Raw genomic sequence first — 14,536 nt, 5'->3', positions numbered from 1 at the left:
TTGCTTTCAACTTAAGTCTTTTTAAGAATAATGTAACAGACACTATCATACCAAAAAAGTGGGTTAAACTCAAAAGCGCCACCGTTTTAACAACTCTGGTTTTTCTTTGAAAAAACGGTATTAGAATCCTGCTACTGATTCTAATACCGTTTTTTGTTCATTATTCAGTTGGTGGTTGTTCGCTTGGAACCTCTTGCAAAAGGACCTTGCGCGGTTTGCTGCCTTCAGAAGGCCCGATAATCCCGCGACTTTCCATTTCATCAATCAAACGAGCTGCCCGATTATAACCGACTCTAAAGCGGCGTTGGACCATCGAGACACTCGCTGTTTGTTGCTTAATCACTAATTCAACGGCTTCTTGATAATATTCATCTTCGGGATCCGCCGTTTCTTGGTGCTCGTCGGCGGCCGTTGGAATCATCTCTTCATCGTATTCAGCCGTCTTTTGCGCTTTGATAAAGGAAACGATGCTTTCCACATCTTGACTCGAGATAAAAGCACCTTGAACTCGCAGTGGTTTACTCACCCCGATTGGTAGGTACAACATGTCCCCACGACCAAGTAGTTTTTCAGCCCCACTGCCATCCAAGATGGTTCGTGAGTCAATCCCACTAGAAACTGCAAAAGCAATTCGTGACGGAATATTAGCCTTAATCAACCCGGTAATAACATCAACAGATGGTCGTTGTGTCGCAACAATCATGTGAATCCCAGCTGCCCGGGCCATTTGTGCTAACCGGATAATCGCACTTTCAACTTCATTACTAGCAACCATCATCAAATCAGATAATTCATCAACGATCACGACAATATATGGTAAGGCCGCACCTTTGATTTCGCCATCTTCATTATGACCTTGAATATACTGATTATATTCGGTCATGTTCCGCTGACCAGTATCCGCAAAAAGTTGATAGCGTCGTTCCATTTCTTTAACGACTTTATTCAACGCGTTGGCCGCTTTCTTAGCGTTGGTCACCACCGGAATCAAGAGATGGGGAATCCCATTATAGACGTTTAATTCAACCATCTTCGGATCAATCAACATCAACTTAACTTCATGGGGTTGTGCGCTCATCAAAATACTAGTGATAATCCCGTTAATCGCCACTGATTTCCCACTACCGGTTGAACCGGCAATCAAAAGATGCGGCATCTTGACCAAATCTGACATAATTACCTTACCAGAAATATCTTTCCCTAATGGCACTGCCAACGGTTTGCCTGGATGTGGTGGCTCTTGTTCGATCATCTCTCTGAAGGAAACTGTTGAGACAGTTGTATTAGGGACTTCAATCCCGACGTATGGTTTGCCTGGAATCGGTGCTTCAATCCGAATGTCTTTGGCGGCCAGTGCTAACGCTAAATCATCGGCCAAATTAACAATCTTCGACACCTTAACACCAACAGCCGGTTGGATTTCATACTTCGTAACGGCCGGGCCCAAACTAGCACTCTTAACCGTGACATCCACGCCAAACGAATCGAAGGTTTGTTTCAAGACCTGTTGATTTTTTTCAATCGCTTCGTATTCCGCACTCTGATCAGATGGCGGAATCTGCGTCAATAATTCAGGCGTTGGCATTTCATAATCTTCATCAATTGCTACAGCATGCGTTAATTCAGCAACATCTGGCACTTGTTCTGCCGGTGCTTCTTCAGCCGCTGCTGGCGCATTAGTTGTTTGGTGCGTTGCAATTGGTTTTGGTAAATCCTTAGGCCCGTTAATCTTAAAGGTTGCTGGTTCGTTGACCACAACCCCTGTTTTCTCAGGCTCGCCGGTCGGTTCTGGGACCGCCTTTTTAGCGGGTTTGGTTGGTGGTGTTTTTTCATCAACTGCAGACAACGCATTTTGCATCTGTTCTTTAAGCGCGCTGACTTGATCGCGGCCCTTTTCAGTGGCCTTCACCAAACCTGATTTAGTGTAGCGCCCGACTTGAAATATGCCGTGGACAAAGCGTTGACTGCTTTTAACAACCACACTAAAAGGAATGTCCATAAAAATAAAGAGCCCCATAATTGTCACTAACACAGCAATGATATAAGTCCCCATCTGTGCAAATAGAAAATGCGAACCACTATAAATTACAGCCCCAATCAGGCCCCCGCCGACCTCCGTCGTGACTGCCATCTTTTGGAAATCTTCAAATAATAAGCGCCAAGTTGCTGCGATAAAATGGTTATTAATCGCTTGTTGGTGCAAGATGAAAGCCGATAGCCAGATTAAAATACCGATGTAGGCTAAACTAAAACCCGCCGTTTTTTGTTGCCACAATGGTGGTTGTTTGCCATAAATTAAGAGGTAAATACCGAGCATTGCAAATAGGATTGCGCCCAGGACGAATGTATCACCAACGAATAAGCGGAAAACATTCGCAAATAGTGCGCCGATAAAGCCTAATTTCAGCCCAGAGAAAAGACTAATTAAAATAAACAAAAAGCCGACAAAATTAACCGTGTAATCCGGCTGTTGTGTTTTTTTCTTCTTAGTCGTCGTTTTTTTCTGACGCTTCTTCGTTTGAGTTGCCATAAAATCTCCTTACCTTACATATCTAATCCTTATTATACACGAACTTCTGTTCAGGTTAACCCATCTTTTAGGCTTTATTCAAACAAAAAAAGAAGCCTGGGTCAACCGAAGTTCCCCTTAGCTTCTCTTATTTAATCATTATGCTTCTTCTGGTGTTTCATGCGCTGTAAATTGAAGTTGAATCCCTTCGTTTAAAGCAACCGCTGTTACTTGATATGTCAAGGTTTCAATGTATTCGATTAATGGGCGTGATAATTTCATCATTTCTTTTTGTTCGATTTCATCTGGTGTGCCAAAGAAATCTAACAACTGAACAACCCGTGAAATTTGACCAGAAACGGCAAAGCCACTTCCTTGCGGAATAACTTGGAATGGTGTAACGATTTGATAGATGTTACCGGCTTTTAAATCAGCTTCTTGTAAATATTCATCGTCAGCATCAATTTTCACTAAGCTGACTTGGATATTTTGTTGTGGTTCGGCGTCCGGTGACACACGGTCAAAATGAAAAGCATCAACGCTAATGGGATCTTTTTTAGTTTGCATTAGAAACACTCCTATTTTAATTTATCGTGATCGTACAAATGACTCTTTTCTAATCCTGGAAAATCTTGTTGCCGTAATGCTTCAAAAATGACCAATGCTGCACAGTTGGATAAATTCAAAGCCCGAATGTGATCTGATATTGGAATGCGGAGACACTGATCTTCATTTTCACGCATAAACGTTTCTGGAAGGCCGGTTGTTTCCTTACCAAACATAAAGTAATGATCGACGCTTGTATCCGTCACATCTTGATCAGAATAAGCTTGCTTGGCAAACTTCGTGATCAAATAGAGATGTTTACGATCTGGAACCGTTTCTAAAAAGGCGTCCAAGTTCTTGTGGTAATTAATCTTCACTTGGTCCCAATAATCTAGACCCGCCCGTTTTAAATGTTTGTCGTCAGTTTCAAAGCCCAATGGTTCGATTAAATCTAAAACAGTATCCGTCCCGGCACATGTCCGAGCAATGTTACCAGTATTAGCTGGAATAAGTGGTTCGTATAAAACAATATGATTAGTCACAATCTAACTTCCTTCAATAAAGATTCAGCAGCTTAATTATACACGATTTAATGGTAAAGCTCTACTGGTGCTTTACATATAAAAAAACGTAGTCCCTCGGTTATTCACGGCGAGAAACTACGTTAGTGTCATTTCATCACTAGCTTTTATCAAAAAGAATTCTGATAAAAGTTAGGGAAAAAATTCCTTGTGGTTATTATAACGCCCTTATTTCTGATTTGCAATCAGATTTTTTAAAATTACTTTAATTTCTCATTGTTTTCCCACCAAAACCGTGACATCCAATGATATCTCTGGTAACGCGTCCAACGTAATCGCTTGTAGTTGTTCCTCTGTAGCCGTCCAGGTTAGCGGTGTCATCTCAACTAAATCTGCCAAGGTTGCGGGCGTTAAAGTCAATTTTTGTTGGACTTGAATTTCTTGGTACCCAGGGAAATGCTGCTCAAACAAAGCCAACACTGGACCATGATCGTAGCTTTCCTTTTCTTGACCCTGATATAATAATTCTCGTAGCTCGTGTAAGTAACCAGCATTAGGAATCACCTTAATCAACTGCCCGTCAGGTTTGAGCACTCGCTTGAATTCTTGGTATTGCGATGGCGAAAAGATATTCAAGACCGTATCCAAACTCTGATCAGCAAACGGCATCCGCGCTAAATCAGCGACACAAAACCAACCTTCTTGATTGTAATCACTGGCCAGTTGGATCGCTGGTTTAGAAATATCAAACCCGATGTATTGGACTGGCACTTGTTGCGCGAGCTGGTAAACCGGTGTCCCTTCCCCACAACCGACATCGAGAATCCGACTATTAGCCGTCAATTGCTTAGCAATTTCATCTAGGAACGGTTTAAAGAAACCAGCTTGTAAAAAGGCCCGGCGATGACTTAACATTTCTTTTGTATATTCAGACTTCATTTGTTTAGGTAAAAAATACAATGTCCCATTTTTAGCCAGGTCAAAACTATGCCCGACTTCACAGACCAATTGATGATCACTAATAGTAGCAAATGCCTCTTGGCAAATTGGACACTGCAAGGCACTTAAGTTGGCTTGCAAGAATTGTTGCGCTAAATCAATTTTTTTCAATTCAAATTCTCCTTATTTCAATCCTTTACATTCTAAAAATATCAAGTAAACTTAGTCATATCAAGTGACCAACGAAGGAAGTGAACTCATGCTCGATACTTACCGCTTCGATGAAGCTAAAAAGAAGCTAACCAAGCATGCCAAAATCCAACCCAATAGTTGGATTAACATTACCGATCCCACGCAAGCAGAAATTGATTTACTGACTAAAAAACTGCACGTCCCTTCCGATTTCATCTATTATAGTTTAGATGCCGACGAAAGTGCGCGTGCTGAACACGACCCAGATTATAATGCGACGTTAATCATTTTTAACATGCCGATTCTTGAAAAAGATGAACGGCAAGCCGATAAGTTCCACTACAAAACAAGTCCTCTAGGAATTATTGTAACAGATTCTGTCATCTTAACCATCAATAAAACGCCAGTTGATTTCTTACAGAGTTTCATTGATAATCAAATCAAAAACTTTAATCCACAGGAACAACGCCGGAGTGTCCTTCAAATTCTCTATCGAATTTCCACAATATACCTTCAATATCTGCGGGATATCAACCGTTCCCGCGAACGTATTGAAACCCGATTACAAAAGTCACTACGTAACGAAGAGCTCTATGATTTAATGGGCATTCAACGCGGGTTAGTTTATTTCATGATGTCGTTAAAAACCGATAAGATGGTATTAGCTAGTCTGGTGCGCTCTAATATGTTGATGCTCAACGAATCTGAGCTTGATTTATTAGACGATATTCAAATTGAAAATCAACAAGCAATTGAAATGGCCGAGATTTCCAATTCGATTATCAATGAAACCGCTGATACGTATTCGTCAATTATTAATAATAACATGAATAACGTCATGAAGTTTTTGGCATCTTATTCGATTATGCTGACCATCCCTGGATTAGTTTTTAGTTTTTACGGGATGAACGTGGCCTTACCACTGGCCAATTTCAAAATCAGTTGGATCGTCACCATTGCAATTTCCTTAGTCATTGCAGCCCTTTTAGGCTTTCGTTTCTGGCGGAAACGCTATTTCTAAATCCTTTCAAACACCGAACAACCCATTATCGGGATTGTTCGGTGTTTTTTGATTGACTTTCCATTATCAACTCGTTAGAATACGTTATGTACGAATTAATAGGCGTACATAAAAATAAATGTTCGTATTTAAGGAGAATTATTCATGGACGTATTTGATTACGAAGATGTTCAACTTATTCCCAATAAATGTATCGTCAAAAGTCGGAGTGAAATTGATACCACTGTTCGCTTTGGTTCAGAGACTTTTAAAATCCCGGTGGTCCCTGCTAATATGCAAACCATTATTGATGAACCGCTGGCCATTTGGCTTGCCGAAAATCACTACTTTTATGTCATGCATCGTTTTCAACCGGAAAAACGCCCTGCCTTCATCAAGAAGATGCACGAACGCAACCTATTCGCTTCCATTAGTGTTGGCGTTAAAGACGATGAATTTGACTTCATCAATCAACTCGCACAAGATAACCTCATCCCAGAATACATTACAATCGATATCGCTCACGGTCATTCACAAGTCGTGATTGATATGATTCAACACATCAAAAAAGTTTTACCTAAAAGTTTCGTAATCGCCGGTAACGTCGGCACCCCTGAAGCGGTTCGAGACTTAGAACGCGCCGGCGCTGATGCAACCAAAGTCGGCATTGGTCCTGGTAAAGTCTGCATCACTAAAATCAAAACTGGTTTCGGGACTGGCGGTTGGCAACTTGGGGCCCTTCGCTGGTGTGCCAAAGCGGCAACTAAACCAATCATTGCTGATGGTGGTATTCGTACTAACGGTGATATTGCTAAATCAATTCGCTTTGGCGCTAACATGGTCATGATTGGTTCTCTCTTTGCTGGTCATACTGAATCTCCTGGTGAACTCGTCGAAGAAGACGGCCAACAATTTAAGGAATATTTTGGTTCAGCTTCTGAATTTCAAAAAGGCACGCACCAAAATGTTGAAGGCAAACGGATTTTAGTCCCTTATAAAGTCGCCATTAGTGATACCTTGACCGAGATGCGTCAAGATTTACAATCTTCAATTTCTTATGCTGGTGGCAAGCGCTTATCAGCGCTACGCAAAGTAGATTACGTACTTGTCCGGCATTCTATTTTTAATGGTGATATGTTGTAGACCAATTATCAAAAAAAGAACCACTCCTTTTAGAGTGGTTCTTTTTTAGTTAGGTACCTAAAAACTTTACGCTTATCTATTGAATCAGCCCCTGAACAACTGTATAATGACCTTTGTCGCTTTCACAGCGTCGACATTGAGCAGAAAAGGGTGTGAAACAAATGGATATTAAACATACACTTGGTGATAACAGTGTTATCTTTCGTGATGCAACTTACATTAGAAGAACGGTGTTTGTTCGAGAACAAAATATGCCGGAAACACAAGAAATAGATGCACATGAAGATCATACTGTTCACTACGTCGGTTACATTGAGCAAGACCCAGCCGTAACCGCACGTGTCCATGTACTAAAAGATGGCGGTTTTAGAATTCAACGTGTCGCCACAATTAAGTCATTTAGAGGTCAGGGCCTTGGATTTAAACTAATCGAAGCCATTATCGAAGATGCCAAGCGCACAAAAACGCCCTACATCATCTTATTTGCACAAGATCACGCCATTGGTTTCTATGAGAAACTAGGCTTTGAAGTGATTAGCGAAGGTGAAATGGAAGCTAACATCCCGCATCACTATATGAAACTAACAATCAATCATTAAAAAGAGCATGCGTTTGAAACAAGTTGGCTTTGATCCTTAGCACAGAAGCCAGTTTCAAAAAGGCGTGGACAAAAATTAATTTGTCCACGCCTTTTTAATTACCATTAATATGCTTTCTCGCGCACTTTTTTATTCGTATAAGCCTGATACCTTTTTAAACCATTCAAATAAGTGTGTCACCAGGATTTTAATAATTGCGTAAACTGGAATCCCGACAATGACACCAACCAATCCGAATAACTTACCGGAGGCCAATAAGACAATAATCGTCGTGACTGGATACATCGACATCTTGCTGCCAAGCACCAACGGCGAGACTACTCGTCCTTCCAGTGTTTGCTCAACAGCAAACACCAACAAGACCTTGATCAGTAAAATCGGTGAGATAAAAGCTGCAATGACGACCGATGGCACCAATGCTAGAAATGATCCCAAATATGGAATCAAGTTCAATAGCCCTGCCATAATCCCTAGCGTTAGCCCGTATTTCATCCCAACAATCCAATAACCAACTGTAAACATCACTGCTACCCAAAAAGCAACGGTCAATTGACCCCGAATATATTGACTGACTTGACCATTAATTTCTTCTAAAACCTGACTGGTAGTTTCCCGAATTCGGACGGGGAAGAATTTAACAAGGTAGCCTTTCAACCGATGACCGTCTTTTAGCATAAAAAAGAGAATAAACGGCATCGTCACAATTGCGATTACAATGTTTGTCACGACACCGACGGCTGTCCCGATATGGGTCACAGTTGATGTTAACATCTTATTCACTTTACCAGAGACGTTACTTAACATATCCGTATTGATATCATCTAATTGTTTTTGTAAGGACTTAAAACTAGGATCATTAAACCAACTCATCGTCTGCTTTTGAATATTCGCCCAATACGATGGCCATTGCTTAATTAAACTCGTCGTTTGTGATTGAATAATGGGAATAATCGTTGCCACCCCCCAAGCCAATAACGCCACAATCACGATAAAAATCAAAGTAATCGATAAAACACGATTAAGTTGCCAACGGTGTTCCAACCAATCAATTAGCGGGTTAATTAAATAATAAAGAACTGCCGCAATAATAATCGGTAACCCAACAATCAACATCAATTGCTGAATGGGTTCTAATAGCCATGCTAATTTAGTTGCCAACAGGATAATCAGCAAGATTAGAAAAACATTCAATAAGATGACCGGTAATTTTTGATTTAAAAACCACTTAAAAAACCAAGATTGTTCCTTCGTTTGTTTATGCTCAGCCACATGCCCACCTATTTCCTACATAGTTTCTTGATACTGGATTAGCGTCCCCACTTTAAAATCAGGTTTGCCTTGCAAACTAGCATCTTTAGGTGTCAAATAAAGGCCACTTTGCAGTTGATCTTCCTCTGGTGCTGAATCAAAGATCAACGCGACATGCCCAATATTATTGAGATTTTCATTAACCAGTGCCCCAACATAAGTGACTTGATATGGTCGGCCATCAATCACAACGATTGACTGAGTTGTCATCGTAAGTCGTTCAGATTGATTAGCCGTCGTAAAACGTTGAATGAGGGCGACTGCCTTAATCGCTGGTGTTGCTTGTTCGTTGAATAAAATAACCAGTGGTTCGGCGGCATCAATTGCTTGGGCCCCGATTGCCACGATCTCTGCTTGCATTATCATCACTGAATCTCCTCGTATTTAAGATACTCTCATTGTAGCATATTCTACTTAAACTTAACGTTTTCAAACGCCTTTTAGGCGATTAATTAAACCGTTTTCGCATGAATATGCTATACTCAAATAGTATTTGATGAAGGGAGTCTATTTTATGACTGAAGAAGTTTTAATTGGGGGTTATACCCGTCGAATTGGTAAGGGCATTTATCGTGGTACGCTCTCACCTGAAACCGCAACAATCACTGATATTAAACCTTATATCACTTTAGATAATGCCTCATATTTGGCTATTTCCAAACAACAAATTTTATATACTGTGGTTAAAGAAGGCGAACAAGGCGGCATTGCTGCTTACGATATTTCTGGCGCCACACCGGTTTATTTAAACGCGGTCTTAGCCGCTGGTGCCCCACCAGCATACGTGGCTGTCGATGAGGCGCGTCAATTGGTCTACGCTGCTAATTACCATAAAGGCGAAATTCTGGTTTATGCCATTCAAAATGATGGCCACCTCGTATTAGCCAACACGGTCCAACACACTGGTCATGGCCCTCGTCCAGAACAAGCAAGCGCCCACGTTCATTATACCGATCTCACACCAGATAATCGGTTAGCTGTCTGTGATTTAGGCACCGATGAACTAACAACCTATACAATCGCAGCCAATGGCGACTTAACTAAGACCGCAACTTACCATAGTGAACCTGGTTTTGGAACTCGGCATCTTGTTTTTCATCCCAACCACCAAGTGGCTTATCTTTTAGGTGAACTTTCAAGTGAAGTGACGGTTCTTAACTACGACTCAAGCACTGGTGAATTTACAGCCGTTGAAACTTATTCAATGTTGCCAGATGATTGGCATGAGGCTAATGGTGGTGCGGCGATCCGTATTTCACAAGACGGCCAATTCCTCTACGCCTCAAATCGTGGCTATAACTCAATTGTGGTCTACCGTATTAGTGACGACGGGCAACAACTCACAGCCATTCAACAAATGTCAACAGATGGCGAGTTTCCTCGTGACTTCAACCTCTCTGCTAATGATCAATTTCTCTTTGCCGTTAATCAAAATAGCGATAATGGCACACTTTATCATCGCGATGCCCAAACTGGTTTATTAACCCCTTGTCAAAAAGATTTAGAGACCCCGGAAGGCGTTTGTGTCCTATTCCGATAAAAAAAGATTGGCCAACTGCCAATCTTTTTTTATTGCTTTTGACGACGATCTGATAAATTAATCCACATTGCAACTAAGATTAAGACGATTGAAGCAAAGTAGATATAATGTAAGCCATTATACAGAATATGCCGTAAATCTGGTAATAAGTTTTGCGGTAATTTAGCAGCTGTTTCCGGATTAATTAATTCGTTAAGCATGTTTTGATTCAACCGTGAATCGCCACTAATCCCCTTAGCCAATTGACGGTTTAAAATAATCCCGTAGACTGACACCATTAATGTTTGCCCCAATGTTCGGCTCAGTGTATTAAATGAAGTTGCAACCCCCACTTTATCCGAACCAGCAACACTCTGTGACGTAACAGTAGTCGTTGTAATGATCATCCCAAAGCCAATCCCTAAACAAGCGGCGACCATTAAGAAAAACCAAAACGGTGTTGTTTGTGGCACGAGTGATAAAACAATACTGCCACCGAGTAGAATAGCTAAACTCCCCATTAAAATACGTTGTGGTGCATGTTTCACTAATAACTGGCCGGCCCACAACGAAGCGAAGATCCACATAATTGAACTTGGTGTCACCACAAAGCCCCCCATTGAAGCCTTCAAACCAAGAATACCTTGCATCCACATTGGCATGTAAACTTCAAAACCAATCAAGAAGCCACTCACTAAAGCAGCCACTGCATTTTGAACAACGAATGTCCGGTTTTTAAATAATGATAATGAAATAATGGGATCTTGTGCTTTCTTTTCAACGCGGACAAATAAAATGAAAGCAACAACGGCAATCACAAGCGCTGGTACTAATAAGCCCCATGATAAGTGGGTCTCACCCATTAATTGGAAGCCATACAAGAGGCCTAAGAGGGCCATCATTAACCAGAAGCTCCCCCAATAATCAATTGGTTGATCACTTGTCCGTTTTTCTTCTTGTAAGAAATACCAAATTAAACCAATCGTAATTAAACCGATGGGAACATTGATGAAGAAAATCCAATGCCACGTTAATTTATCAACGATAAACCCACCTAAAAGTGGCGCAATAATTGAGGCAATCCCCCACGCAGAACCGTTAAAGCCTAGGACTTTGGCCCGTTTTTCAATTGGATAAATATCAGCAATGATGGTGAAAGAAACCGGCATAATTGCCCCAGCACCTAACCCTTGTATTGCCCGGGAAATGATTAAGGTCTCCATATGGTTGGATAACCCACACAATGATGAACCAATCACGAAAAGCACTAACCCCAAAATAAAAATTGGTTTGCGGCCAATCCGATCCGCCATCTTCCCATAAATCGGCGTCATCATCGCATTCGTTAATAAATAAATTGAGAATACCCAATTCATCAAGCGCATCCCATGTAAGTTACTAATAATCGTTGGCATTGCCGTTGAGACGATTGTCCCTTCAATTGCCGTCATAAATGTCGCGACAAACAACGCAATTGTCACTAATAATACATTTGTTTTTCTCTTCTCCATTACACCGTTCTCCTCTTAATTCTAAGCATAAAAAGAGACCTTTCTTAGCTTAAATAAGTTAAGGAAAGGCCGCCTCTTTTACTCGATTGACTTCTTAGTGATTTAGTTTAGCAATACTTGCTTTTAAAGCAGCAACTTTATCTAATCGTTCCCAAGAAAGGTCAACATCTGTACGCCCAAAGTGCCCATAAGCAGCTGTCTGCTTATAAATAGGTCTTTGTAGATCTAACATTTTAATAATCCCAGCAGGCCGTAAGTCAAAGTTCTCACGAATTGCAGTTTGAATGGCTTCTTCACTCACTGTGCCAGTTTCAAAAGTATTCACTGAAACAGATACCGGTTGGGCCACCCCAATTGCGTAGGCTAGTTGCACTTCACATTTACGGGCTAAGCCAGCCGCCACAATATTCTTAGCAATATAACGGGCTGCATAACTAGCAGAACGATCAACCTTAGTTGCATCCTTACCAGAGAATGCACCGCCACCATGGCGGGCATAACCACCATAAGTATCCACAATAATCTTCCGGCCAGTTAATCCGGAATCCCCTTGCGGTCCACCAATGACGAAGCGACCAGTTGGATTAATGAAGTATTTTGTCTTATCATCCAAATATTCAGCTGGAATGACCGTTTTAATAACTTGTTCTAGCATATCCTTTTGAATGGTTTCTAAAGTAACATCCTCATCGTGTTGTGTACTAATGACGACGGTATCAACACGTTTTGGTTGTTCGTTTTCATCATATTCAACAGTAACTTGTGCTTTTGCGTCTGGTCGTAAATAGGCTAACTGACCACTCTTACGTAGTTCAGCGACCTTACGCATCAAGCGATGTGATAAGGCGATTGGTAATGGCATTAATTCAGGTGTTTGATCGACAGCAAAGCCAAACATTAACCCCTGATCCCCTGCACCAATCTTATCAAGTGGATCTTCATCCTTCTCACGTGATTCAAGTGAATCATCGACCCCTTGTGCAATATCTGGTGATTGTTCATCAAGTGCTACAATCACCGCACAGTTGTCGCCATCAAAACCGTATTGGCCATCACGATAACCAATCTTCTTGATTGTTTCTCTGACAACCTTTTGGATATCAACGTAAGCCGTCGTTGAAATTTCACCCACGACCAATACTAATCCAGTTGTAACAGTTGTCTCACAAGCAACACGGGCTTGTGGATCTTGTGCTAACATCGCATCTAAGATAGCATCACTAATTTGATCCGCAATCTTATCTGGATGGCCTTCACAAACGGATTCCGAAGTAAATAAATGTCTTTCTTGCATTTCTATGTTTCCCCCTATATATGTGTCGGTTACAAGGCCTCTTCACGGTATGTGAATCCTATCGGGAACTTCTTATAACTCTACTACCTTAGCATAAATCACGACATATTTCAAAAGCCATTGACCTTCTTTTCAAAAAAAGTTAAGATGAAAGTCATATTATATGAAAAAGGTGTTGCTATGTTCTATCTTAGACAAAAAAAACTACCTGCTAATAATCCGCCTGCTCGGTTAATCTTATTTAACTACTTAAACCTAGGCTTAATTGTGGGATTAGCGATTCACCCTTTTCCCAAGCATCTCGATTTATACTTCATGCTAACTGCGCTTTTAGGCGCATTATTAACGATTCCCTTAGTCCTTTCTACAACTAGTAAGTTAAAGCGCTCATTAGCCGCTATTGGCCTACTAATTGCGCTGGTTATTAGCCTAATTATTGGTCGCCATTCGCTCGTTTGGGCCGGTACTTTACTAGCGATTACCAGTTTATTGGTACTTGTGCCGTTTATCTTTCCAAAACAGTTTAACAATCATTGGCTGCGATTAGTCTGTCAATTCTTATTGGCGCCCTATTTCTTCCTGGCAACATTGATTTTCAATGGGCTTCATTTTTTACCCGAAGCATTGCTGGTTAAGATTGGACTTTTTTTAGGATTAATCTTCCTTTTTGAACTGATTCCAACTAATAAGATGCTCACCGTGGTTGGTGACTGCCTCTGGTTAATCACCGTTCTTTTGATCATCGCGACTAAAATCATCGTAGGCTGGCAATTATTGCCGTTTATGATTGCTCAATTACTATTACTAGCGACACAACTGGGCTTCATTAAAAATAATACTTATCTACACGAACTTTATTACCTCATTTTCATTACTGGTTTGTTCCTATAAGTCCTTAAAAGCAGCCTAGACTGGCTGTTTTTTTATAGCCTAATTTATCTTTTTAAACGCACAAAAAAAGCACCAATCGTTATAAACGACCAATGCTTTTAACCGTCTCTTCGACGGTCACAACGGGACTCGAACCCGTGATCTCCTGCGTGACAGGCAGGCGTCCTAACCAGCTAGACCATGCGACCTTAAAATAAAAATGGAGGTTACAGGGCTCGAACCTGTGACCCTCTGCTTGTAAGGCAGACGCTCTCCCAACTGAGCTAAACCTCCAAAAATGACCCGTACGGGATTTGAACCCATGATACCGCCGTGAAAGGGCGGTGTCTTAACCACTTGACCAACGGGCCATACTATCATTATATAACGGAGAGTGAGGGATTCGAACCCTCGAAACAGGTCATACCCATTTACATGATTTCCAATCATGCTCCTTCGGCCGCTCGGACAACTCTCCAAAATGATTTACTCCGGTTGTCAGGCTCGAACTGACGACATCATGATTAACAGTCATGCGCTCTACCAACTGAGCTAAACCGGAATCAAGCGTGGCAACGTCCTATC

Annotated in this window: 13 protein-coding genes, 5 tRNA genes and 1 riboswitch; of the genes, 5 read left to right on the top strand and 13 right to left on the bottom strand. The window is 41.2% G+C overall.

Annotated elements, in window-relative coordinates; all coding sequences use genetic code 11:
• Positions 1-160 precede the first annotated feature (160 nt).
• The 4 genes from NDN60_RS01515 to NDN60_RS01500 form a co-directional block, all read right to left on the bottom strand.
• Complete coding sequence (locus NDN60_RS01515; protein ID WP_056948857.1) at positions 161-2,530, bottom strand: FtsK/SpoIIIE family DNA translocase; 2,370 nt, start codon at positions 2,528-2,530, stop codon at positions 161-163.
• A gap of 138 nt (positions 2,531-2,668) precedes the next feature.
• Positions 2,669-3,076, bottom strand: coding sequence for a DUF1149 family protein (locus tag NDN60_RS01510; RefSeq protein ID WP_056948858.1), 408 nt, complete (start codon positions 3,074-3,076; stop codon positions 2,669-2,671).
• A gap of 11 nt (positions 3,077-3,087) precedes the next feature.
• Positions 3,088-3,597: a tRNA (uridine(34)/cytosine(34)/5-carboxymethylaminomethyluridine(34)-2'-O)-methyltransferase TrmL gene (trmL, locus tag NDN60_RS01505; RefSeq protein ID WP_099947622.1), complete on the bottom strand. Its 510-nt coding sequence runs from the start codon at positions 3,595-3,597 to the stop codon at positions 3,088-3,090.
• A 252-nt stretch (positions 3,598-3,849) separates the two neighbouring features.
• Positions 3,850-4,686 (bottom strand): methyltransferase domain-containing protein, encoded by an 837-nt coding sequence (locus NDN60_RS01500; protein ID WP_056948860.1) that lies wholly within the window; start codon positions 4,684-4,686, stop codon positions 3,850-3,852.
• Between the two features lie 88 nt (positions 4,687-4,774).
• Here NDN60_RS01500 and NDN60_RS01495 point away from each other — a divergent pair, with 88 nt between their 5' ends.
• The 3 genes from NDN60_RS01495 to NDN60_RS01485 all read left to right on the top strand — a co-directional run bounded on the left by NDN60_RS01495 (position 4,775) and on the right by NDN60_RS01485 (position 7,449).
• Positions 4,775-5,728 carry a magnesium transporter CorA family protein gene (locus NDN60_RS01495; protein WP_056948863.1) on the top strand — a complete coding sequence of 318 codons (954 nt, stop codon included), beginning with the start codon at positions 4,775-4,777 and terminating at the stop codon, positions 5,726-5,728.
• Between the two features lie 144 nt (positions 5,729-5,872).
• Positions 5,873-6,850 carry a GMP reductase gene (locus NDN60_RS01490; protein WP_056948865.1) on the top strand — a complete coding sequence of 326 codons (978 nt, stop codon included), beginning with the start codon at positions 5,873-5,875 and terminating at the stop codon, positions 6,848-6,850.
• Between the two features lie 161 nt (positions 6,851-7,011).
• On the top strand, positions 7,012-7,449 hold the full coding sequence (locus tag NDN60_RS01485; protein WP_011374184.1) for a GNAT family N-acetyltransferase: 438 nt from the start codon (positions 7,012-7,014) through the stop codon (positions 7,447-7,449).
• 129 nt (positions 7,450-7,578) lie between these two features.
• Here the strand turns inward: NDN60_RS01485 and NDN60_RS01480 are convergent, their stop codons facing one another.
• Both NDN60_RS01480 and NDN60_RS01475 read right to left on the bottom strand, forming a co-directional pair.
• Positions 7,579-8,718 carry an AI-2E family transporter gene (locus NDN60_RS01480; protein WP_056948867.1) on the bottom strand — a complete coding sequence of 380 codons (1,140 nt, stop codon included), beginning with the start codon at positions 8,716-8,718 and terminating at the stop codon, positions 7,579-7,581.
• A 15-nt stretch (positions 8,719-8,733) separates the two neighbouring features.
• Positions 8,734-9,123 (bottom strand): PTS glucitol/sorbitol transporter subunit IIA, encoded by a 390-nt coding sequence (locus NDN60_RS01475; protein WP_056948869.1) that lies wholly within the window; start codon positions 9,121-9,123, stop codon positions 8,734-8,736.
• Between the two features lie 148 nt (positions 9,124-9,271).
• Between NDN60_RS01475 and NDN60_RS01470 the strand changes: the two genes are divergently transcribed.
• The gene (locus tag NDN60_RS01470; protein ID WP_056948871.1) at positions 9,272-10,297 is read left to right on the top strand and encodes a lactonase family protein; all 1,026 of its coding nucleotides are present in this window, start codon (positions 9,272-9,274) and stop codon (positions 10,295-10,297) included.
• 29 nt (positions 10,298-10,326) lie between these two features.
• Here NDN60_RS01470 and NDN60_RS01465 read toward each other — a convergent pair whose 3' ends face one another.
• Together NDN60_RS01465 and metK are read right to left on the bottom strand one after the other, a co-directional pair.
• Entirely contained in the window at positions 10,327-11,787 is a 1,461-nt protein-coding gene (locus NDN60_RS01465) for an MDR family MFS transporter (RefSeq protein ID WP_056948873.1), read from the bottom strand.
• A gap of 94 nt (positions 11,788-11,881) precedes the next feature.
• Positions 11,882-13,081, bottom strand: coding sequence for a methionine adenosyltransferase (metK, locus tag NDN60_RS01460; protein WP_099947257.1), 1,200 nt, complete (start codon positions 13,079-13,081; stop codon positions 11,882-11,884).
• A riboswitch (SMK box riboswitch) is annotated at positions 13,079-13,164 on the bottom strand. (Overlaps the previous gene by 3 nt.)
• Before the next feature lie 97 nt (positions 13,165-13,261).
• On the opposite strand from metK, the gene NDN60_RS01455 reads away from it, so the two are divergent.
• On the top strand, positions 13,262-13,972 hold the full coding sequence (locus NDN60_RS01455; protein WP_076639184.1) for a hypothetical protein: 711 nt from the start codon (positions 13,262-13,264) through the stop codon (positions 13,970-13,972).
• 114 nt (positions 13,973-14,086) lie between these two features.
• On the opposite strand, the gene NDN60_RS01450 is transcribed toward NDN60_RS01455, so the two are convergent.
• The 5 genes from NDN60_RS01450 to NDN60_RS01430 all read right to left on the bottom strand — a co-directional run bounded on the left by NDN60_RS01450 (position 14,087) and on the right by NDN60_RS01430 (position 14,513).
• Positions 14,087-14,160, bottom strand: a tRNA-Asp gene (locus NDN60_RS01450).
• Between the two features lie 12 nt (positions 14,161-14,172).
• Positions 14,173-14,245 (bottom strand) — tRNA-Val (locus tag NDN60_RS01445).
• Positions 14,246-14,250: 5 nt separating this feature from the next.
• Positions 14,251-14,322, bottom strand: a tRNA-Glu gene (locus tag NDN60_RS01440).
• Between the two features lie 17 nt (positions 14,323-14,339).
• Positions 14,340-14,429, bottom strand: a tRNA-Ser gene (locus NDN60_RS01435).
• A gap of 11 nt (positions 14,430-14,440) precedes the next feature.
• Positions 14,441-14,513 (bottom strand) — tRNA-Asn (locus NDN60_RS01430).
• Positions 14,514-14,536 lie beyond the last annotated feature (23 nt).

The sequence above is a fragment of the Latilactobacillus sp. genome, from assembly GCF_033176295.1.
GTDB lineage: Bacteria > Bacillota > Bacilli > Lactobacillales > Lactobacillaceae > Latilactobacillus > Latilactobacillus sakei.
The sequence above is the reverse complement of the archived record's forward strand: the minus strand, read 5'-3'. Positions and strand labels throughout refer to the sequence as shown.